Origin of the sequence: Oscillibacter sp. (assembly GCF_040505565.1) — a bacterium.
Lineage (GTDB): Bacteria > Bacillota > Clostridia > Oscillospirales > Oscillospiraceae > Oscillibacter.
The window spans coordinates 249,334-272,814 of record NZ_JBEUWZ010000024.1 but is presented as its reverse complement, the minus strand read 5'-3'; the positions used below and the strand labels follow the sequence as shown (position 1 = coordinate 272,814).

At 51.6% G+C, this 23,481-nt stretch carries 13 protein-coding genes; 5 read left to right on the top strand and 8 right to left on the bottom strand.

Going from position 1 to position 23,481, the window contains the following annotated elements; genetic code table 11:
- Window positions 1–317: 317 nt before the first annotated feature.
- Window positions 318–8,081 (bottom strand): S-layer homology domain-containing protein, encoded by a 7,764-nt coding sequence (locus tag ABWQ15_RS13170; protein WP_353909234.1) that lies wholly within the window; start codon window positions 8,079–8,081, stop codon window positions 318–320.
- 822 nt (window positions 8,082–8,903) lie between these two features.
- Here ABWQ15_RS13170 and ABWQ15_RS13165 point away from each other — a divergent pair.
- Window positions 8,904–11,687, top strand: a complete 2,784-nt coding sequence (locus ABWQ15_RS13165) for an AfsR/SARP family transcriptional regulator (RefSeq protein ID WP_353909233.1) — start codon at window positions 8,904–8,906, stop codon at window positions 11,685–11,687.
- A 64-nt stretch (window positions 11,688–11,751) separates the two neighbouring features.
- Here ABWQ15_RS13165 and ABWQ15_RS13160 read toward each other — a convergent pair whose 3' ends face one another.
- From ABWQ15_RS13160 to ABWQ15_RS13145, 4 genes are all read right to left on the bottom strand, one after another.
- On the bottom strand, window positions 11,752–11,898 hold the full coding sequence (locus ABWQ15_RS13160) for a helix-turn-helix domain-containing protein (RefSeq protein ID WP_353909232.1): 147 nt from the start codon (window positions 11,896–11,898) through the stop codon (window positions 11,752–11,754).
- Window positions 11,899–12,201: 303 nt separating this feature from the next.
- Entirely contained in the window at window positions 12,202–12,357 is a 156-nt protein-coding gene (locus ABWQ15_RS13155) for an SH3 domain-containing protein (protein WP_353909231.1), read from the bottom strand.
- A 450-nt stretch (window positions 12,358–12,807) separates the two neighbouring features.
- A complete protein-coding gene (locus tag ABWQ15_RS13150) occupies window positions 12,808–14,769 on the bottom strand; it encodes an oxidoreductase (RefSeq protein WP_353909230.1) in 1,962 nt (653 codons plus the stop codon).
- 22 nt (window positions 14,770–14,791) lie between these two features.
- Window positions 14,792–16,114: an SDR family NAD(P)-dependent oxidoreductase gene (locus ABWQ15_RS13145; RefSeq protein ID WP_353909229.1), complete on the bottom strand. Its 1,323-nt coding sequence runs from the start codon at window positions 16,112–16,114 to the stop codon at window positions 14,792–14,794.
- 180 nt (window positions 16,115–16,294) lie between these two features.
- Between ABWQ15_RS13145 and ABWQ15_RS13140 the strand changes: the two genes are divergently transcribed.
- Together ABWQ15_RS13140 and ABWQ15_RS13135 are read left to right on the top strand one after the other, a co-directional pair.
- Window positions 16,295–16,585 (top strand): TetR family transcriptional regulator, encoded by a 291-nt coding sequence (locus ABWQ15_RS13140; RefSeq protein ID WP_353909228.1) that lies wholly within the window; start codon window positions 16,295–16,297, stop codon window positions 16,583–16,585.
- 15 nt (window positions 16,586–16,600) lie between these two features.
- Complete coding sequence (locus ABWQ15_RS13135) at window positions 16,601–16,909, top strand: hypothetical protein (protein ID WP_353909227.1); 309 nt, start codon at window positions 16,601–16,603, stop codon at window positions 16,907–16,909.
- Window positions 16,910–17,753: 844 nt separating this feature from the next.
- Here ABWQ15_RS13135 and ABWQ15_RS13130 read toward each other — a convergent pair.
- Window positions 17,754–18,752, bottom strand: a complete 999-nt coding sequence (locus ABWQ15_RS13130) for a GGGtGRT protein (RefSeq protein ID WP_353909226.1) — start codon at window positions 18,750–18,752, stop codon at window positions 17,754–17,756.
- Between the two features lie 18 nt (window positions 18,753–18,770).
- A complete protein-coding gene (locus tag ABWQ15_RS13125) occupies window positions 18,771–19,463 on the bottom strand; it encodes an iron-sulfur cluster assembly scaffold protein (protein WP_353909225.1) in 693 nt (230 codons plus the stop codon).
- A gap of 198 nt (window positions 19,464–19,661) precedes the next feature.
- Here ABWQ15_RS13125 and ABWQ15_RS13120 point away from each other — a divergent pair, with 198 nt between their 5' ends.
- Window positions 19,662–19,841 carry a hypothetical protein gene (locus ABWQ15_RS13120; protein WP_353909224.1) on the top strand — a complete coding sequence of 60 codons (180 nt, stop codon included), beginning with the start codon at window positions 19,662–19,664 and terminating at the stop codon, window positions 19,839–19,841.
- 142 nt (window positions 19,842–19,983) lie between these two features.
- Here the strand turns inward: ABWQ15_RS13120 and ABWQ15_RS13115 are convergent, their stop codons facing one another.
- Window positions 19,984–21,150 carry a phosphoglycerate dehydrogenase gene (locus tag ABWQ15_RS13115; RefSeq protein WP_353909223.1) on the bottom strand — a complete coding sequence of 389 codons (1,167 nt, stop codon included), beginning with the start codon at window positions 21,148–21,150 and terminating at the stop codon, window positions 19,984–19,986.
- Window positions 21,151–21,546: 396 nt separating this feature from the next.
- Between ABWQ15_RS13115 and typA the strand changes: the two genes are divergently transcribed.
- Entirely contained in the window at window positions 21,547–23,370 is a 1,824-nt protein-coding gene (typA, locus tag ABWQ15_RS13110; RefSeq protein ID WP_353909222.1) for a translational GTPase TypA, read from the top strand.
- Window positions 23,371–23,481 lie beyond the last annotated feature (111 nt).

Sequence of the window (23,481 nt, the reverse complement as noted above, 5' to 3'; positions counted from 1 at the left end):
CTTTATCTAATCTATATCCATACAGCCGTTATTTAAGCGCTTGCAAATATCTACCCTTGATTTGATAGCATACCTACATGAAGCAACTCTCTCATTAGCACCGGCGACCTCCATCGCAGAAAGCAGCGTATCTTCAGATGCGTTTTGTCAAGGTGATTTTCAAAAAAGCCAATTATTTAGCAAGTAATCGTCATTGCTGCAACATATGGTACCATGAACCATGAAAGCAATATAACTAAAGCGGGGCAGTCGGAAAATCCGTACTGTCCCGCTTAAATGGTTAAGTTTAAATAGAAAATTCCTACGTTCGATTACTTTTATACGACCGTTTCAATAAAACGTTTCAGAATCGCCGCAACTTCCGCTCGTGTCGCCGTTCCCCGGGGGACGAAATTGCCGTTGTCGCGGCCAGCAATGATTCCTGTCTGCTGACAGTATTTTGCTGCGTCCATTGCCCAAGAAGATATGCTTGAAGCGTCGGGATAAGTAAGCAGTGTATTCTGGCAGTCTTTCATGGAAACACCCAGAAACTCGGCGAAACGGTACAGGATTGCCGCCATCTCCTGGCGGGTAATCTCACGGTCCGGCTCAAACAGCCCTCCGCCTACTCCGGAAATAATCTTGTTCTGAGATGCCCAATCAACGTATCTGCCATAGTAATCGTTATAATTGACATCGGTGAATGCGTGTTCCGAACGATTCGTAAGGGTTCCATACGACCTCTCGTAGAGCCGTCCAATTACCGCAGCGAACATAGCACGGGTCATGCCTGTGTCAGGAGAAAAGACATGATCAGCAGTGCCAACAAACAGCTCACGTTCGGTGACAAAGTCAATATAGGACTCTGCCCAATGGCCTGTAATATCAGTGAAATCCTTTAGATTCGGCGCGAACAGCACCGTCACGCTGCCGGGAGCGATATACTTCATTGCTCCGTTCTTATCCGAGGCAAAGCCGATAAATATCTTGCTGCCGTCGCTACCGATATAATACGGCAAACCAGAGGTTTTCGCAAACACCGCCTTGATGGTATGTGCTTTTTGAACGTTCTTGAAGGAGTAACTGCCCACCGCGCCGACGCTTACGCCGTCCACCAAGACGTCGATAATTGAATATCCATCGTCAGACGTGATCCTATAGGTTTTGCTGCCACCGTATACGATGCTTGTGGAACCGCTGGGACTGATACTCCCTCCCGTGCCCGCGGATGCCGCTATGGTATAGCTTGCCGTACTGGGAAACGAGCCACCAGAACCGGAACCGGAATCGGAACTGCAACCGATCGCATAGGTGGAGAATTTATTGGCGTAGATGTAAATCTTTCCGTTTACGGAATCCGCGTAGAAGGTGCCGTCCTTCGCGCCGCTCAAGGTTGGCCGCGCACTCAGGGATGTCAGAGCGGCTGCGGAATCGCCGTGATAACGATAAACAATGACATCTGTTTTCCCGCTGAAATCATAGGGAACGGCAATTTCCTGAACATTGGTCAGGCTATTTAATGGCGTCGGGGCATCGATTCCAACCGTTTTCGTGACGTCGATCTTCAGATATTCAATCGTTTGACCGTCCGCTATAACAGCGATGGCTGAAGCCTGATCCTGAATTGCAGCATCGTTTGCCGCCTTCTGTTCAACGGTCATGGTGACGGTGCAGGAATCTTCTGTCTGCGCCTTCGCCTCTTGATCAAGGCCGTTCACTACGACGTCTGGGGTATCGTCTCCCGTGATTGCCAGAATGCTGTATCTGTCGTTGTCCGGGAGGACGATTGTTCCAGCAACATAGTCCGCACCGCTGACGACGATAAATTTCGTAACGGTGTTGCTGCTCTTTGTGACCACAAGGTTGAACTCCCCGCCCGGTATGCCCAAAACGGTAAATTTGCCGTCGGCATCGGTCATCACGGTGATGCCGAACTGCGTGTTGCCCTGCATGACCCTAACCGCAGCGCCGGATACAGGCTGATTGGAATCATTGTCCACAGTGCCGCTGACGCTGTGGCTGATATACGGCGGCACATATACGGTTACGGTCGGGCTTGCGGCTGAAGTATCCGTCGCCGCGTGACGGACGAGATAATTCCCCGTTTTGCCAACCGTCGTGCTATGATCGGCGCAGGCAGTGAAAACTCCGCCTGAAACAGGCTTATACTCCATGGCGGTCGTCGTGCCTGAAATGCTTCCGTCGGTGCCGTTTTCCGAGGTGGGTGCAGTCCCGACTAGTCCCGTCGGGGCAGCGGGTGCCGTCGCGATAACGAGGTCCGTGTTGTTTCTCAGCAGGCCGTAGCCTGTGTTCGTCAGGCTGAATTTTTCGTCGTTCGTGCCCTCTGTCACATTACGAACCGCGACTGTTCCAACCTGTAAGTCACTGCCGCCGTAATACAGCGTAAGCGCGCCGCCGGTATAGGACGCGGGATTGGATACCGCGCCGTCGTTCGCATAAATTGCCGTGTTTGCCCAGATATCCCCGGCGCCTGAAATTGAGGGATGACCCGAAAGCGTAAGCTCGCTGCTGTAGGAGTAGCTGTTGTGCTGCCAATTATATAGATATATTGCATATCCGGTGGCAGCGGTGTTTTTGATCGTACCGCCGCTGACAGTCAGTTGATTATGATCGGACTGACTGTAAAGCAATACGGTGCCGGGAATGGAATTTGATTCGGGATCAAAGCTGATACTGCTGTTGTACACGGTCAGAGTTCCACCGGATATCGTGTTTTCCCCGCCAAAGCAGACAAGCGCCGGCCCACCCGCGCATTCAATATTTCCTCCGCTTATATGGATGTTCTCGCCGGATACCGCGTATGCTTCCCCGGATACCGTACCTCCGCTGATATCAATAGAGCTGTCCTCTCCATAAGATTCAATCGCAGGATAATTCTCGGATGTTACCGTGCCGTTGATTAGTTTTATGCTTCCCGCGCCGTCATTCTCAACAGCTTCGCTGCCGGTGCTGTCAATATGCGCTCCGTCGATTATCAGCGAAGTGCCATCACCAAGGAAGATCGTGGGGTCTGAATCCATGGCGCTGGTAATACTGCCCTTTACTGTGTATGTGTTGCCATCTCCAAGATATACATACTCGCTGCCAAGATTCAGCGAGCCGCTGATGCAATCGGTGTCGGTACCGGTTGCCCCAAAATACAGCGTCGGCGAATAATCGACGGATTCGGCGCTCACGTCCGTCATGACATCCTTGATGCTGGAATATCCATAGCTGTCATCAACCGCATTTGAATCTTTAAACGGTTCAAACACGCTGCCGTCCGACTTTTTCTCATAGATATAGTAGTACTCAGAATCTGCCGACGTACCCTTCGAGATGACGAAAATCGGATAGCCATTGGTAACTGGCGCGGAAAGCGTAATGCTCAAGCCGCTGTAAGCTGTGTCTGTTAATGTAAACATTATTGATTTTGATCTGGCATATTTGCCGGACTCATCTTTTTCGACAACTGCCGTATAGTCTCCCGCCGGTACGTTAGGGATTGTAAAGCTTCCGCTTGCATCTGTTTGTGCCGTGTATGTGGTGGCCGATCCCGAGGAGTACAGGGTTACGGTTATCCCGCTGAGATCCGACAATGAAGCCGAGCCCTTACTGACCGTTCCGCTGACCGTATACTGCGCTTGTCCCAAATAGGCGTAAACAGTTGTAAAGGGAGAACTGTCCGCACTTTGCAGACTTGAAACGGCCGCACCGTTGACCGTACTGAGCTGGCTGCTGTGTCCGGAATCGCTTGTCCACGCGATAAGGGCATATCCGCTTTGAATGTTTTTGGCGCTAACGATCGCTTCGTCGCAGTTTTCAGAGTTTATAACATAATTGCCCGATCCGTCGTATGTACCCGTCAGCGTTATGTTTGACAGGCTGCTGCTGTAATATGTCTTACCGAAATAATCGATTGCGGCCGTATCCGTGGCGTGGGACAGGCATTCAATCGTATATTCCGAAGCCGATGTTATAACAGGAGCGTCGGAAATCGTGATTAAGCCGGTAGCGTCGACTCCTTCGCAAATGGCAGATCCGTCGGTATGTGAGTTTGTAATACTGCCGCCCGTTATTGAAACGGCTCCGCTGTCATGATTGTAAATCGCCGCAGCACCTGAGAAAGAATTGGTACAGTTAACCGTTCCGCCTGATATATTCAATGTGCCACTGTTTTGGATACCGTAAAGCGAAGTGGATGAAATCGTGCCTACTTTGATGTTCACGGTGCCGCCGCTGTTCAAAATCAGGTAGCTGTAATATGTGCTGCCGGTTATGGTCAGATCCGCACTGTCAATGGTCAGCGAACCGGTCGTAACATATAGGAAATAGTTGATCGTCAGTGTACGGGCGTTCCCGTCGGTTGCCAGCGTAATGTCTTTTGTAATTGTGGGTAAGCCGTAGAATGATACGTCCTTGAGCAATTTTATTGTGCCGCCGTTATAGACGCCTGAAAGTGCCGTTGAAAACGTCCCATAAACCCAAGTATTTGCATCCGTTTCATAGGCCGCTTCATATTGGCTCCACTTGGCGTAATATTCCTTACTGCCGTAGTCGGTGCTTGTAATATAGGGAACCGATGAGCCGGTGAAATCGGCGTTGTCATACCAGCCTTCAAAATAGTATGTTGCATCGCTGTTTGTCATAAAAGAAGCTGTGGGCAGATAGATACAACTGCCGGATGATGTATAACTGCCGGTATAGCAGCCGGAGGACAGGGTGTAGCCGGTTTCACTTAGCGTCGTATTATCTCCCGCGTGAAGGGTGATTGAATAAGAGCCTTTACGAGCATAGACCGTGCAGGTGGCTGAGACGGTGTCGCCGCCGGCATATCCGGGTACTGTAGCTGTGATGATCGCCGTGCCGTCGGCCACATAGGTAAGGGTGCCGTCAGAGGCCACGGTGACAACATCGGGGTCCGACGATTCATAGGTCACGGCTTCCTTGCTTTCCAAGGCGGGCAGGACAGTTGGAATAAGCTTTTTTGTGGCGGTATTGTACAAATAGCAGCTGGAGTAGTTGAGAAGCAGCGTGCGTGGCGCGTTCAAGGGCAGGCTTTCCTTCACACTTGTCACGCTGCCGCCGACCGTAAACGTGTAATAGGCGCAGCCGTTGCTGTCCAAAGTCCAGCCGGTGGAATGCGTGCCGAGCTTTTCCGTACTTGCAAGGCTCATGCTAAGTGTATAGGTTCCGGGCTGATAGATGCTGCTTGGGAATGAGAAAGCACCTGTGGTGCTGTCTGCCAAGCATGAGCTAATTGAAGTCAATCCTGTTGTTCCGCTGGTATAGGCGCCGGAATACAGACCGGCTATGTAGAACTTGCCGTTGTTCTGCTCATTTGCGTCGCGGACGCCGTCGTCATCATAGTCCTTATACACAGTACCGCTGACGGGGAGGGAAGCGGCTTCCATTGTGCAGTCCTGCGCAGCTGCGCTGGGTGTGGAGGAAAGTGCGCTGTTCTTATATAGAGAATAGGACATGGCGCCGGTGAATACCGCTGTGGAGGAGGATGATACCAACGTATCATAGCTTGCAGTGAACGGCACGGTGACGTAGGCCGAGGCGCCGCTGGAGAGTCCCACGCCGGATGCCGTTATAATTTTGATATTTGTGACGGTGTTCCAGTCACTTACAGAGGACTCGGGGACATAGGTCGAGCCGCTGTCCGAACTGTATGTGACCGCGGCGTCGGCAAGAAAATTGCCGTCCAGTGTAGGCGCCCCGGTGAGGCGCGCGGCGATGCCCGTCCCTTTGGAGGGAACTGCGATATTGATTGTGGCATCCTGCGCTGTGTTGCCGCTGTCGAGGCCGTTATAGACCGTAAACGTATAGCCGCCCGTGGAGTTATACTGATAGGATTTGATCGAGCCGGAGCCGCTTTCATGCGATGAGGTCAGAGCGCCGGACATGCTGATTACCTTTGCCGCATTCTGCGTGGCGGATGTGAGAGAATAGAACCGGGCAAACGTCTCGGCAGTGTCATTGTCATCATCAAAGTCCAGAAGGTCTTGAAGCTGGTAATAGCTGCCGCAGTCAAACGGGTAGACGGCGCTCGCGGTGGTCATGCCGATTGCCGCAGGGACGGTTACGCCGGTCTTGACCTCGGCGGTGTCCACGGTGGGCCCCAGCGAGAAGCAGACGTTGTGTAAAGACAATGAAATATGATTGGCTCCGTCCGTATATTGGATTGTATAAAGCGTATAAGTGCCGGCCGTGACCTTGCAGCTGTAGCCGCCGGTGCCAAGGTTTGTATCCGATCCCACTGTGATGGTCCGGGAGGAGATCGTATAGTCGCTGCTCGTCACACCCCAGTCGTAGGGTGGTGTATAGGACTGAAACTCATACCCATAGGGCAGCAGAAAATATACACACAGGTCGTTTAACGTACCATAGGTAGCGGGGTAAAAACTGAAGGAATACTTCGAGCCCTTATCCATGCCGTTTGACGTTCCTTGCAGATTAATGGAATTGGGGCAAACTGACAACTCCGTACGCGGATAAAAACATGTGTTGGCGGTCTTTGTCCAGACTGAGGCGCCATATGTAGTTGTGTTTGTCTTGGCCGAAAGAATTTTCGAATAAATGTTGCAGGTTCCTTCGTTCAAATTCTTGGCATTGTAGCAGTATGCGCTGAGTGTGGTAATGCTGGAATAAGAGTAAGCAGATAGTCCCACATGGTCATAGGTCGCACGGATATCCGTGAAATAGTCCCCTTCGTCCAGCGACAGGGTTGCATCTGAGGCAGCCAGATAGGCGTGACCGTCTGTATTGGTTTTTCCTGTGCTTGCATCATAATAGGAGTATGTCACGTCCACAGTAGATGGGTTTACCCCAGAGGAGAGATTAAACACCAGCTTGTAACAGTGAATGTCCGCCGAGAGGGGGGTAACATCGCTGTCGGAGAAGCCGCCGGAATACTCTACCTCTACATCCGCGAGATCATCCCCGCTTAAATTATACAAATAGGAGTAGAAGTATTGGTTGTCCGCCTGCGGCATCAGATAATTACCGGTATTGACTGATTTGTATCCGTTGCCCATGCCGGTATAGATAAAGTTATTGACATCATAATCCTGGAACGTATAGCTGACGGTTTGATAGCTCAGTCCGGGGTACGAGTCGTATTCCAGAAGCGTATAATTGCTGTTTCCGACCTGGGCGACGACCTTGGAAGAGACGCCTGGCGTGTAGGTTCCGGCCTCCGTATTACTGGGGAAACGGAGGTAAATACCGCCCATATTACTGTTGTACATATTAAAACTCTGACAAGCCGAAGTGGTCAATCCATGGGAGGCCGACAGATTGAATACGACGGCATTTCCGGTTCCGACCGTGTTGTTACTGTCGTTTGTAAAGGTCTGATTCGTTTCATAGGTGGCCGTCCCGTCCGGGAAACTGTAAGGAGTTCCATCCGTCAGCACGACAAAACTGCCATTGCTGTCGTAATAGCCTGGCGTTGCCTCCTTCGGAATCGGGACCGTAATGGTCAGGGAATCGTAGTCATAATGGTTTGCATAGTAGGTGGCAAAGTACAGATCCGCCTTGGCGTAGTAGTAGTCCACAGTTGAAAGATTGATATATTGGAGCGCCTCACGGGAGCAGTTATAGGCGCAATTGGCGAGAGTTGGATTTGAAGCAATGGTAATCGAGTCCGACGCCGTACCCTCTGGCGTGCTGTTGTCGCCGTCGTAGATACTTGCCGTCACTGCGTAACTACTGCCTGTCATCAGTTTGTAGGTGGGCAGGAGAGAGATGTTAAAGCCCACGGTGCTGATGCCGGTGTTAAACGTATAGGTGAGGGTTGTACTTCCATCCGTCTCCGTCTCTGTGCCGACGCTCTGAATATAACTTGAAAGCGTGGTATTGGACGACGTGGGATAAGAGGACAACGTAATGCCCTTCGGGATGGATACCACGAGCTTCGGCGTTCCGGTAAAGTTGGTTGGATCCACATCCAGCGTCAGACTGTAAGTAGTGTTGTCAAGGTTTACACTGTGAGAACCCGTGTCCGTATAAGTGTTGTTAGAAACCGAGAGGACGGCCGCCTCGGAAGTTATAGTCGTCAGCAAGGAGGCAAGCGTACTATCGGTGGTTGGCAACACGGTTTCCGTATCATGATCCGTGTCCGACCCCGTATCCGCACTTGTGCCGGTACCGGTTTGCGAGCCCGTGTCCGACCCTGCATTCGCACTTGTGCCCGTTCCGGTTTGAGAGCCCGTATCCGATCCTTCACTCGTTTCTGTCTCCGTTTGTGTATTCGTTTCCTCCACAGCCAATGCACTTGAAGGGAAAAGACTCAATATCAAACAAAAAAGCAAAAAATAGGTCAGTATTTTTTTCTTCATTTTTTCACAGACCTCTCTATATTTTATATTTAAGCCTTAAATCTACGTAGCGTCCTGTTTATCCCGTGATTCGTTTTCCAAATCCATATTTCGGACACTCTATAATTGCCGCGATCTCAAGGGTCGCCGGGTCGGGCGGCGATATCCATACGGTACAGTGCGGACATATTTTTTCGTAATCCGCTCCGCCCGGGCCGACTTTTCTGCGGCAGCATTTCCCGATATGGGGAAATTGCTCTTCAGAAACCCTGCACTCCTCAAATGCATTGAAAACCGTGCCGGCCGGAGCTGTTTCGTTCTCATTGCTTTTTTTCAACCAAATTCACCTCACGCTGTTTTCAGTCGATTAAATTACTTATCTTTACTATAGGACATCACCCGTTAACAAAAGCGTTAACAAAAACAGATTTTTTGACTTTTTTAAAAGACTTATGTTCTTTTTGTCATATTCCGATATATAATGTAGTCAGATTATTGAGGGGGCGTAACATAACGAACAGCATATCGAACGCGAGGCTTTCATCACCTGAAGCGTACGCCAGCGAAATTACGCGTCATGAGCTGATTGGGAAGGCATTGGGAAGCCAAAAAAAGTTCATCTATATTCACGCGGGAGCAGGCTATGGAAAAACGACGCTTTTGTCACAGCTCGCCGTTACGGCGAAAAAAGCGGTATGGCTTACGCTTGCCGGGGAAAGCGATGTTTTTTTGTTTTTGGAGACTTTGTGTGATTCTATCCGGAATTCCTTCCAGGATTACAATTTTGTCGCGTCCGAGTATCTGCCTTTTGCGGAACAGGACAACTTTATAACCATCCTCTCGAACGCCGTTATCGCCAGCATAGAAAAGCTCGGCGAACCGGTTACGATTATATTGGATGACCTACATACGGTTGCATGCCAACAGATAAAAGAATTGATTGCGGACTTTCTCAAATACGCGTCAAAAAACATCCGTCTCCTGATGGGAAGCCGCGAGCCTCTCTGGCAGGAGCTCGTTCCACTCTATTTAAAAGGTAAAATCTTCGAGCTCACGCAAAACGATCTGATCTTTACCAGGAATGAAATGTATCAGCTGCTGGGCCTTGAGGACGACGAAATCTACCGCATCACCGAAGGTTGGCCGCTCGCCGCCGGTTCCTTCCGGGTGCTCCTGGAAAACGGCGTAACGCCGCCCGATGTTCCGGAAAAAGGAAAAGGCACTCTCTACATCTATCTATTTTATGAATGCTTCAGGCAGATGTCGTCGGGTACGGTCGATTTTCTGAAAACCTCCGCCTGCTTCGAGAAGCTTGATCCACCGATGCTGGACGAGGTCCTTGGAAAGAAAAACACAAGGCTTATTCTGGAAAGTCTTGTATTGCGAAACATATTCACAACGAAAACCGCAGACGGATATTACCGTTATCACGCTCTTTTCAGGGACTGTCTGCTGGAAAAAAGTGAGCCCGGGCAGGGACGTGTCCTGATGGACAAAGCCGCTCAGTATTATTTTCGAAACAGCGACTATTCAAAAGCTGCCGAGTATGCCTCGAAAGCGGATGATAGGGATTTCCTGCTGAAAATAATTCTCGAAAGCCATAAAGAAATGATTCAGGCGGGCCGTTTTAGCGAGCTCCGCACATGGTTTCAGGCCTTAGGCGATATCAGGAATCCCGGCCCGGAGATCCTTGTTGCCAAAGGAACTTTTTTGTCCGCCGTCGGGAACTTCGTTGCGGCGAACGAATGCCTTGACAAGGCAATACCCAATCTTCGACCCAGCGAGGCGGAGCTTTTCATGGAGGCCATGGTGAGTAAGGCAAGGGTACTGCGAAACTTTGTCTCATTCGAGGAATCCGACGAGTTGCTCGACAAACTGATAGAAAGACTTGATGAGTTTGCGTCCGAAAGTGCTTACGCCGTCGTGATAGAAAAGCTATATAACCTGTGCTGGGAAGCGCGAACAGCGGAGGCAATGACGCTTTGCCAGAATGCCATCGAGGAATGTGCAAGAGCTGGCAACTTGAAAATGAAAGCATGGTATGAGCGATTCATGAGCGCCATATATTTCTTCACCGGGGATATGAGGAAATCGGTTTTCCACTATGAAAACTCTCTAAAGCTTTCCGAAGATGAGCGCTCCTATCTTGACTTGCACAGCATAGGAATTTACGCGGCAAAGTCGTATCAGATGCTCGGAAATCGGGAAAAAGCCGTGTCGCTGATTACGGACGAGCTTCAAAAGCTGAGAATCACCAGCAAGTACGAGGAAATCTGGTCGGGTTATCTTTTCGCCGCCGAGATACACTATCAGAACGCGTTCATTGACATGATGAACGGAAAGGACGCCTCGTATGAGGCAACCATCCGGTATTTCACACTGGCGGACGAATACGCCCCGCTTTTCCGCAAATCAGATTTTCAGCTCAGGTGGGCGAAAATGCTGAAGCTTACATATAGTCTGATTTTCACCTCCGAACCGAAGGAGGAAATCGAGAAAGAAATATTTGAAAACCTTGATTCGGTCGGAGATTTTTTCAAAACGATCTCTCTTATGAGGCTTTCCGGGTACTATGGTGCCATACCCGATCCGGCAAAAGCGGCAAAGTGTGCAAAAATGGCCGTAGACGTAGGAGAGCGGACCGGCATGTATCTCTATGTGGCGCTTGCTTACGGCATCCTCGCGCGGATCGCGATGACGGAAGAAAAACAGGATGAGACCGGGTTTTTGATAGGCCGCTTTCTGTCACTTTGCCATGAAAACGGAATTTACGAGTATTTCAGAATTAGAAAGGTCTATGACCCGATTCTTGAATTTGCGGACAAGCGCGGAATTATGCCAGAAATAGTGAAAGAAATGAGGGAATTTTCCGGATATAAAGCGAAAAAAGCATACATAAAAACTTTTGGCGGATTTTTTGTTTACCCGTATGCCGATAGAACGAGCCCCTTGAAAATTGCGAGAAAAAAAGAGCGCGAGCTGCTGGCGTTCCTGCTTGATACCGGGGAAACGGGCGTCACAAAGGACCAGATTTGCGATGCCGTCTGGCCGGAATCCGAATCGAAGGATGTCAAAAGGATGGCCAGAGTTCATCTGGCGCAGATAAAGAAGGATTTGGCATCGCTCGGCATTGAAGACTGCACTGTTTATAACGGGAAGATGTGTTCAATTTGCCGGGATGAAATCGAGTGTGATTTCGAGCTTTTTGAAAATGCGGCTGAGCGCTTTCGGAATTCCGGCAGCAGTAAGGATCGTCAAACACTCATGCATCTTTACACTGGGGAGTATCTATCGGATTTTGAGGCTTTTTGGGCAATGCCAGGAAGGATCAAGTACAGCAGCATTTATAACGAAGCAATCAAGGATAGAGATGATCGTTAAGATTGCTGGGGTAAGGTGATTATTACAGGAAATGATAAATCAGGACGTAAAATTGCGCCTTGAATTATCGTTCTTTCTCATGTTCAATGCGCCACTCTCGGCCAACCTTTACGGCCGGAAATTCTCCGTTCTGAAACATTTTTCGCACTTGCTGGAAGTGTGCTTTCAGGAGCTGAGCGGTTTCCTGAACTGTCAAAACTTCTGGTTTCATGCCCATGGATCGTCGTTGCTATTAAATGTCTTACGGTTGTCGTCCTCACGGTAAATGGCGTTATGCAATTTCAGCACATCATACTTCATCAAGCCGTAGTCGCCAATCTCGTTTCGACGCGGTTTGACCACATATTGTTCGCATTTTTTGCGTAGATCTCTTTTGTCCATCTGAAATAGTGTAGCGCGACAAGATTTTTGATAAATAGGGACAAAATAAATGATAAAAATTTAGCCGCTTCTTAGAAGTAAATCTAATGCTTGGTAAAGGGAGAGTAGCCGCCGCTGCTCTCCCTTTTTTGCCTTATGCCTTCAGATACGAAGTGCTTACCCAGCGATCGGCTCCGATTCTGGACCAAGCCCCGTGAACCTCCAAAACCGTGACCACAGTATTGCGCTTTAGGCCATCCACAATCGCTCCGTCTGGAGTGGATCGGACATTTAAACTACTTGCCGTCACAGTGCGCTGATAGAGCGGATTCCGGTGGTACGCTAAGAGTAGCGTATCCCATATCGATGATTATGGTTCGGGAAGATGGCAGTTATATTCAGCCGCGAACTATGCAGCATGTTGCCAGAGTGATTCACGGCACATATTAGGAAGGAGATCCTGTGATTTCTCCTGATTTGGATTTCTATTTTCTGCGTCACACCCACGCTATCCCTTGGCTTGAGGGTATTTCAAGTGGCTCACTTTCTGGTCAGCGTTTGGGGGTACGATTGACTTACCTTCAGATTATGGCAGCACCGCGCAATGGAACAAAATTCTAACAGCCAGGTCCAAACGCACCCACTGTATCACTTGAAAACCGTCAATGCTCCGCATTTAAGATTATTCATGTCTAATGAAACAAGCAAAAGAAGAGGCAGGGAACCTAAAGGTTCCCTGCCTCTTCTTAGGTATCTGATTTTACACTTCTGGATCAAAGCCATAGGCGGCCATATAGGCCTCGCTGAGGGAAGTTGCAATCCGTCCCGGTGCATGTCGGTTTTCACCCAACACGACAACCCGGTCGAAGGCAGATTCAAAGGCCTCTCGCACCACGGTGTTGGGTTTCAACCCAATAGAGAGCACTACATAATCCGCGGCAACCTCCACAGTGGAGTTATCCTCCAACTTTGTGAGCTTTACACCGCTTTCGGTAATTTCTTCCAGACGATGACCTGCCATCAGTTCCATGGGAAAAGCACCGATCTGGTTCATCACATCCATAAAAATTATGGGATACATACCAGTGCCGATGGCGGGTAGCATATCCGCCACCACCAGAGAATCAACTTTTCCGGAGTGGCTCAGCAATTCTGCCGTCTCCAGACCGGTCAGGCCACCGCCGATGATGGCAACCCGGCCGCTTACCTGTACTTTACCAGCGATGACGTCATCCGACTGCGCTACCTTAGCACTGTCCACTCCCGGAAGAAGCGGGTAAATAGGATCTGCGCCGCCCGTGAGGAAGACGGCCTCAGGCTGCAGGGCCTTCACAGTGTCCACAGTGGCCTCGGTGTTCATCAACAATTTAACACCGGCCTGCTCCAATTCCCGGGCAAGGGTATCCCGCAACCAGGTAATTTTTACCTTGTAGGGTGCGGTTTTGTCCGCCAGATTCATGGCGCCGCCCAGCTTAGAGTCCTTTTCGATGAGAGTCACATCGAAACCCCGCTTGCCCAACAGGCTTACAGCCTGCATACCGGCGGGACCGCCGCCGATCACGACAATTTTTCTACCGTTTCCGTCTTTCTTTGGTTCTTCAGCAAAGCAGACCTCACGGCCGGCTCTGGGATTCACCGTGCAATGCATCTGGCCCCGTGCTCCGGTCAGATTCTCAAAACAGTACAGGCAACCGATGCATTTGCGGATGTCGGCGCTACGGCCCTCTTTGGCCTTGCGCACCCACTGGGGATCGGCGATGTTGCCGCGTCCCACACCCACAAAGTCGCAAATGCCCTCTTCCAGCAGCTTTTCGGCAAACTCCGGCTCCTTGATAGTATTGGTGGCGATAACGGGCACCTTGACTGCCTTTTTAATGGCACGGGCATTCTCTTTGCGCCAGCCCTGCTCATAGGAATATGGCTCGATGGATGTCCAAGAGCTAAAGTAGTTGCAACAGGACACGTCGATGCAGTCGGCACCCGCTGCTTCCAAGACCTTGGCAATCTCCACACCATCCTTTAGGGTGATGGAGCCAGGATGGGTCGGATCATACTCGTCGGCGCTAATGCGGACAGATACGGGATAGTCCTTACCACAAGCGGTCTTGATGCCCTGCAGGATCTCGATGGGCAGACGGCAGCGGTTTTCAAAGGAACCGCCGTACTGATCCGCTCGGTGGTTGGAGCTCTCACTGAGGAACTCACACAGCAGATAGCCATGGGCACAGTGAACTTCGACACCATCAAATCCAGCCGCCTTGCACATGACCGCGGTGGCGATGAACTGACCCTTCAGTTCCTCAATCTGAGCGAGAGACAAAGGCTCGGGCACGATTCCGGAGATGTTGGGAATTGCGTCGGCGCCGTAGAGTTTGCCACCATTGAGGGCGGGCACATTGGTGCTGCCGCCGTGATGGATCTGGGCAAACATCTTGGTGCCGTACTGGTGAATCCGGTCGGTCATCTGGTCCTGCGAGGGCATGTTGCCGGGGATCAGAGCATTCATTTGGTTGGGGAATGCTTTGCCATGTTCAGTATTAATGCAGAAGATCTCAGTGATGATCAATCCCACGCCGCCCTTAGCCCGCTCCTCATAATAGCGCACCAATTGCTCAGTGGGCTGACCATTCGAACCGGCAAAGCCGGTGGTCATGGCCGTCATGACCACCCGGTTTTTGACTTGGCATGTACCAATATAGCATTTTTCAAACATTTTTTTCATTATATATCTACCTCTGTGTGTATTACAGTACTCTCGGATGCGTAGTGTACCAGCCGCCGTCAATGGTGATGATGGCGCCAGAGATGTAGGATGCCTTGGTGGAAGCCAAGAATGCAAAGAGCTTGGCCGGTTCATCGGGCGTGCCGATGCGGCGACTGGGTATCTGTTGAAGAGCCTCTTCAGTGCCCAGTGCCTGCCACGCCGCTTCAGGCATTAATGGTGTGTGGATGAGGCCCGGACAAATGGCATTGCAGCGGATATTCTTAAGTGTTCGGGCGCTGTTGCGGCACAGGCTCACCACGCCAAGTTTCAGCATGTTGTAGGGGAAGGTGTCATCCACCATCATTGAGGCCACAGAGGCGGTGAAGGAGATGCTGAGATTCTTGGACTTCTTGAGCAGAGGCACACACTTCTGCACAAACAGCACGTTTGCCCGAAGCAGGAGTTTGTACTGATAATCAAGGACGTCGCTGGTGATGGTGTCTACCGGAGCGGCAATGCCGGCACCGGCGTTGAGCACCAGTGAGTCCAGCATTCCGAAGCGAACTTCGGCCATCTTCACGGCCTGATCAATCTGCTTTTCTTCGATTACATCACATTTACAGGGAATATACTGAGGCCCCAAATCTCCAACCTTGTCAAAATTTCTGCCGACGGCAATTACGGTGGCGCCTTGGGTGGCCTCTGCCACTTCTTCTGGTTGGCCAATTCTGCCCAAAGGCACAATCCCGCTCACTGCGGCATAAGTGGCCTCAATGGCCTCGGGCGGCAGATCTGTACCAGGACGGCCAAAGATGGGCGTTTTAATGTAGCCAGGACACACGCTGTTGCAACACACGCCGATGAAGCCAGATGCTGCCATGTGTGTGTAGCGGAGCACGGAGGTCTTACCCAAATTATAGCTGAGCACGTCCGCCGAAATGGAGTGGGCCTCGGCTGATGCGACAATTTCAATGCTAGGGTTCTTATGAGGCGCCTTCAAGAGCATGGGATAGAGATTCCGTCCAAACTGCACTGCAGCGTTGAGCAGCAGGTCCATAGCCTGGTGATGTTCTTTGTTGTCATACTGCTTAATGCCAGTGTGAGCACCAGCTTCGGCGTTGTTCACAAAGGTATCCACCTCGCCGCCAAAGGTCTCCTCAATAAACTTGCAGGCCTTTTCAATCTCATCATAGCTGGCAACATCGCATATGCAGGGGATAAATTTTTCACCAAAGTCTGCGGTTTTCTTGAAATCTCTTCCGATGCCGATAACGGTGGCACCCTCGTCAAGAAATTTTCTGGCAGTAGCCAGTCCGATTCCCGAAGTTGCGCCTGAAATCACTACCTTGTACTCTTTGAACATGCTTTGCTTCCCCCTTGACAGTATTTCCCAAGATTCTGACATGCCTATGCACACAGAACCCATGGAGACAATATTTGTGAAGCGTATCTTGACAGTCTCACCAAATTGTGCATAGTTTAATAATGTATGAGTTCATCCCGATACGGTTTTATAAACGTCAGTTAGAAGGAGAGGCACTCAGTGGAAAAAATTGATCGAACCAAACTTCTGCTATCTAAGACGCTGAAAGAGCTCTCTTCAAGCATACCGCTTAGATCCGTCACTGTTCAGAAGCTGGTCTTCTCCTGCGGTGTCAACCGAGGCATCTTTTATTATCACTTCAAAGACATTCAGGACCTAATTAACTGGACCTATCATGTAGATGTCACTGTTCCAACTCACGAGTTCATCATGAACTGCAGTGGCGATGAGACCCTGTACAACATTTCTCGGTTTGTCCTCAGAGCAACCTATAGAGAAAAGGAGTTTTAAACCAAAGCAATCGCGTTGGAGGGACAGAACAATCTGTATGATTATGTGCTGCAGGAAAACCTGAGCAACTGGCAGTGTCTTCTGAACAAGGTCCTGAATCAGAAGAAGCTGTCTGTCGTAGACCTGAGCAAGGAGATGCGAGAGTCCGTTGACTGGGTGCTGGAGTATTTTTGCTATGGCCACTTTTTCGCCTCTCAGCAGTGGATTAAAAGCGGAATGAAAATCCCACCTGACACGCTGGCTACCATTCTGGATGCCGCAGCCAGTAAGGGCTTCTTTGCATCATTGGATGAGATACTGAATCGGAATGAAAAGAAGATATAGATATAGATCTGTTTCTTTTTCACAGTTCCATCGTATTGGAATTTAATTTTTTTGTAAATAAACAACAATATGCCTGGCGTTGAGAAATTCAACACTGGGCATGAATTGTTGAAATGAAAAAAAGCAGGCACAGACTAATGCTACTTCCTAATAACGATTTAGTATATTAATGGATAAGGTACACCAAGTTGCGTAAATTTTTAAAAGGATAAAAATTCAAATGGCTGATACTTCACTCTGCTTTTATGGATAAAAGCCTCATCTCTTTATGACAAACTCTACACGCATTATTATCGGGACCAAAATAATCGGTTAAATACAACCGGAGGCGGCCTGGAAGTGAAACTTGTTATGGTGTGGATGGATGGGAGCTATATCATTAGTCGTAATACGCAATATGTTAGTCAGGTAGCAACCCGCGAATTGGGTTCTGACAAATTCGATTTCCACAGTCTTCGACATACTAATGCAACTATTCTAGCAGAAAAAGGTACCGCCGCAAAACAGTTTTACAAGGACTTTGGGGATATATTGCATCATTAAGCCGACAATCCCTATCAATTTCCGCCGGAGGAAGATTTAAATCTGCCAGATGGGCAGTACCACAAGGCCATTTTCACAAAATGGTATAAAGCGCTGTTTATGATAGAGAATCAAACCGTTTATCTGGATGCCGTTGTGGATGGGCGGATGGATGGAAAAAGATGAGTCTGAGCCGATCATGCAGTAGCGTCGGTTGTCAACATCTTAAATTTTGGTTGACAAAATGCAAAAAGCGTCCGATTCCATCTAGAATCGGACGCTCTAATTTGCTCTGAAAAGTTCTGGAAAGCAGCCGTTTTGATTATTTTTTGCTTTCTGCCACGGCAACGGCGACGGCAACCGTCGCGCCGACCATTGGGTTGTTGCCCATACCGAGGAAGCCCATCATCTCCACATGGGCGGGGACGGAGCTGGAACCGGCGAACTGGGCGTCGGAGTGCATCCGGCCCATGGTATCGGTCATGCCGTAGCTGGCGGGACCGGCGGCCATGTTGTCCGGGTGAAGCGTGCGGCCCGTGCCGCCGCCGGAAGCCACGGAGAAATACTTCTTTCCCTGCTCAATGCACTCTTTCTTATAGGTGCCTGCCACGGGATGCTGGAACCGGGTGGGGTTGGTGGAGTTGCCGGTGATGGAAACATCCACACCCTCGTGATGCATAATGGCCACGCCCTCGCGGACATCATCCGCGCCGAAGCAGCGGACCTCGGCCCGCTCGCCCTCGGAGTACCGGATCTCCCGGACGATCTTCAGTTCGCCGGAATAGTAGTCGAACTGGGTCTGGACATAGGTGAAGCCGTTGATGCGGCTGATGATCTGGGCTGCATCCTTGCCAAGGCCGTTCAGAATAACCCGCAGGGGCTCTTTGCGGGCCTTGTTGGCGTTGCGGACAATGCCGATGGCACCCTCGGCGGCGGCGAAGGACTCGTGACCCGCGAGGAACGCGAAGCACTTCGTCTCATCCCGCAGCAGCATGGCGCCCAGGTTTCCGTGGCCAAGGCCCACCTTGCGATCCTCCGCCACGGAGCCGGGAATGCAGAAGGACTGCAGTCCCACGCCGATGGCTTCGGCAGCCTCAGCAGCGGTCTTCACATTCTTTTTTAGAGCAATGGCCGCACCCACGCAGTACGCCCAGCAGGCATTATCAAAGCAGATGGGCTGGATGGCCTTGGCAATCTCATAGGGGTCGAAGCCCGCAGCCTTGCAGAGCTCGCGGCACTCCTCCACAGATTTGAGGCCATATTCCGCGAGGACACCGCTAATCTTGTCAATTCTTCTCTCATAGCTTTCAAACAGAGCCATTTTTCGTGTCCTCCTTTCTTATTCCTGGCGGGGGTCGATATATTTGACGGCGCCTTCAAACTGACCATAATGGGACTTGGCCTTTTCCAGCGCCTCATTGGCGTCCACGCCCTTTTTGACGGATTCCATCATCTTGCCCAGGTTCACAAATTCGTAGCCCACGATCTCGCTATCTTTATTCAGCGCCACGCGGGTAACGTACCCTTCAGCCATTTCCATATAGCGGGGGCCTTTTTCCTTGGTGGCAAACATGGTGCCGATCTGGGAGCGAAGACCCTTGCCCAGATCCTCCAAAGACGCGCCGATGGGCAACCCGCCCTCGGAGAATGCCGTCTGGCTGCGGCCGTATACGATCTGCAAAAACAGCTCCCGCATGGCGGTGTTGATGGCGTCGCACACCAAATCGGTGTTCAGCGCCTCCAGAATGGTCTTGCCGATCAGAATCTCGGAGGCCATGGCGGCGGAGTGGGTCATACCGGAGCAGCCGATGGTCTCCACCAGCGCCTCCTCAATGATGCCATCCTTGATATTGAGCGTCAGCTTGCACGCACCCTGCTGCGGGGCACACCAGCCGATGCCGTGGGTCAGGCCGGAGATATCCTTGATTTCCTTAGCCTGGACCCATTTTCCCTCCTCGGGAATGGGAGCCGGGCCGTGGTATGCGCCCTTGGCCACGGGGCACATATGCTGCACTTCAGCGGAATAGATCATAAGAACGCTTCCTTTCCTGCGTTTTCTCAAAACAGGCGTAATTTTATCTCCTGTCATAGGATTTCACCATTATTATACTGGTAAACGATTAACCTGTCAAGGAATGAGATACAGTTCCTTTCCAATTTTCGGCGGACTCGTGCTGACGGCTCTCCCCAGTCAGCCAATGCTTGTTTCGTTATTGCATTAAGGGAGCGCATGAGCACTTCACTTGTTTTGATTCCGATAGATTCTATAAAACTCGGTGACCTGCTTATCGAGCAAAAGCAGCGCAGTGTCTTCCTTTTCCGGCTCTCCCATATACTTTATCAACAGGAAAAAGAGCGGGCCTCTGCCGTGCAGCTCCCGCATGGCGGAGTGCAGCCGGTGATCTCCTGATCTCTCCCTGAGATTCGCACCCCACCAAAAAGCATCTGTATTGAGCTGACAAAGCCCCCGCTCCGAAGGGAACGGGGGCTTTGTGTCATTCACGTGATTGCGCGCAAGCTGGCTGGGCCGCGCCGCAGCACGGGAACGGCGCTTATTCTATCACCCGGACGCGGATGACGCCCTTCAGAGCTTTTACGTCGTCAATCACCGTGTGATCAATTCTCGTGTCCAGATCCACCACGGTATAGGCGTAGCTGTCCCGAGATTTGTTGCTCATGTTCGCCACGTTTATGTTGTCCTTGCTGAGAAGCCGCGTGATATTGGCAAGCATCGCGGGAATGTTCCTATGGATGATGCACATGCGCATCACGCCGCTGCGGGGGAAGTTCACGGGAGGCAAATTCACGCTGTTGCGGATGTTGCCGGTCTCCAGATACTCCGTCAGTTCGTCCACCGCCATCACCGCGCAGTTCTGCTCGCTCTCCGGTGTGGAGGCGCCCAGGTGGGGGAAGGGAATGACTCGCTTGTTTTGCAGCAGCTTGTTGTTGGGGAAATCGGTGACATACCAGGAGGCCTTTCCGGTTTCAAGAGCGGCCAGAATGGCGTCGTCGTCCACGATCTCGCCCCGGGCCAGATTGATAATCCGCACTCCCCGCTTCATGTTCGCGATGGCCGCGGCGTCGATGGTGTGATAGGTCTTCTCGGTAAAATGGATGTGGGCGGTGATATAATCCGCCCGGCGATACAGCTCGTTTATATCTTTTACGACATGGATGTGGCGGTCCAGCCTCAGCGCGGAGTCCACACTGAGAAAGGGGTCGTAGCCGTACACATTCATGCCCATGGAAAGGCAGATATTGGCCACCAGCGCGCCGATGGCCCCAAGTCCGATGATGCCGATGGTCTTCTTATAGATCTCGGGCCCCGCGAAAGCGGATTTTCCCTTTTCCACAACGGTGGTAACGTCCACGCCCGCGGCTGCCTGGCTGCGGACCCAGTTTGAGGAGCCCTGCACGTCCCGGGACGACAGCAGCATGGCGCACAGCACCAGCTCCTTCACGGCGTTGGCGTTGGCTCCCGGCGTTGAGAACACGGCAATGCCGTTTTCGGAGCACCGGTCGACGGGGATGTTGTTCACGCCTACGCCCGCTCTGGATATGGCCAGCAGATTCCGGGGAAACTGATAATCCAAAAGCTTGGCGGAGCGAACCAGAATGCCGTCCTCGTTTTCCTCGCTGTCGGAGACCACGTAGGTTTCCCGGTCCAGTTTGTTCAGCCCCACGGGAGAGATCTTATTGAATGTTTTGATGTGATACATGGCGATGAGCCTCCAGGGCGGTCCCAGCGGACCGCAATACTTGCGGCGGAACGTGCGGCGCCAAGCACCGCTTCCGTCGCAGCATCTTCAGTATAGGGCAGCGCGGAGGGCACCGTCAATGAGCGAAAGGGCGAAATCCGACTTCCTTTGCAGCCGGTTTTTGTGAAAAAGGTATTACTTCTGATGCCAGACGCCGGGTTCCGATGTCTTGCCGTTAAAAAGTGCCTGGTTTTTTGCAATTTTTTGCTTTTTCGGAATTTTTACTTGCAAAACAAGGGAACTTGTCTTATAATAAAAGGCTGTGCAAAATAACGGAAAATACATGCGTGTCGCTGGTCGCGGTGCGTGGCGCGGGAGCCATCGGGATCCCGCCATACAGGAGGAGAAGATACAGATATGCAGAATGAAAAGCTGAGAAATGTCGCCATTATTGCCCACGTTGACCACGGCAAGACGACCCTGGTGGACGAGATGCTCAAACAGGGCGGCGTGTACCGCGAGAATCAGGAGGTCGTGGAGCGAGTCATGGACTCCGGCGATCTGGAGCGGGAGCGCGGCATCACGATTCTGGCGAAAAACACCGCCATCCGCTATCAGGACGTCAAGATCAACGTGGTGGACACTCCGGGCCACGCGGATTTTGGCGGCGAAGTGGAGCGTATTTTGAAGATGGTCAACGGCGTCATTCTGCTGGTGGACGCCGCCGAGGGCCCCATGCCTCAGACCCGCTTTGTGCTGAGTAAGGCGCTGGAGCTGGGCCACAGAGTCATCGTGGTGGTGAACAAGATCGACCGCCCCGACCAGCGTATCCACGAGGTGGTGGATGAGGTGCTGGAGCTGCTGATGGACCTGGACGCCACCCCGGAGCAGCTGGATAGCCCCATGCTGTTCTGCTCCGCGCGGCAGGGCATCTGCTCCTATACGCCGGAGAATTTGGGGACCGATTTGGTTCCTCTGTTCGAGACCATTCTCCAATATATTCCCGCACCGAAGGCGGACACCGACCAGCCCTTCCAGATGCTGGTTTCCTCCATCGACTACAACGATTTTGTGGGCCGGATTGCCATCGGCCGCATTGAACGGGGTGTTTTGAAGCAGAATCAGGAGATCGCGGTGTGCAACTACCACGATCCGGAATCCGTACTCCGCAGGGCCAAGGCCACCGCCATCTATGAGTTCGAGGGCCTCAGCCGCAAGCCCGTCGCCGAGTCCACCGCCGGCAATATCATTGCCATGAGCGGCATTCCGGACGTCACCATCGGTGATACCATCTGCGACCCCACCGTCGTGGAGGCACTGCCCTTTGTGAAGATTTCCGCCCCCACCATGGAGATGACCTTCTCCGTCAACGATTCGCCCTATGCCGGACGCGAGGGGAAGTTTGTTACCTCCCGTCAGCTCCGAGACCGTCTGTTCCGGGAGATGCTGAAGGACGTGTCCTTGAAGGTCACCGGTTCGGATACATCCGAGTCTTTCAACGTGGCGGGACGGGGCGAGATGTCCCTCAGCATTCTGATCGAGACCATGCGCCGGGAGGGCTATGAGTTTCAGGTGTCTCCTCCGCGCGTACTGTATCAGGAGATCGACGGAAAGACGTACGAGCCTGTTGAGCGCCTTGTGGTGGATGTGCCCGGCGACAGCGTGGGTGCGGTCATTGAAAAGCTGGGCCAGCGGAAGGCGGATATGCTTGAGATGACCCCTGTTGGAGCCCGCATGAGAATCGAATTTTTGATTCCGGCCCGCGGCCTTTTTGGCTATCGGAATGATTTTCTCACGGACACCAAGGGCGAGGGCATCATGGCCTCCGTCTTCGATTCCTATGCCCCCTATAAGGGCGATATCCAGCGCCGTGGCACCGGCTCCATGATCTCCTTTGAGACCGGCGAGTCCATTACCTACGGCCTTTACAACGCGCAGGAGCGGGGCACTCTGTTTATTGGCGCGGGCATACCGGTATACGGCGGAATGATCATCGGCGTCAGCCCCCGCAGCGAGGATATAAATGTAAACATCTGCAAGAAAAAGCAGCTGACCAACACCCGCGCCTCCGGCTCCGACGAGGCGCTGCGTCTGGTGCCTCCCAGGCAGATGAGTCTGGAGCAGTGCCTGGAGTTTTTGGCTGACGACGAGTTGCTGGAGGTCACCCCGAAGAGTCTGCGGATGCGCAAGCGGATTTTGGACCACGAGAAGCGCATGAAGTCCATTCACGGCAAGAAGTAAATGGCGAGGCTGTGACGGCCCGTTTGCCCGAAAGAGAAAAGCCTGCGGAAGGAAAGGCCTTTGAACAGGTCTGACAGATGCGGAAAATAGATAAGAAGCCCCCTGATGTAG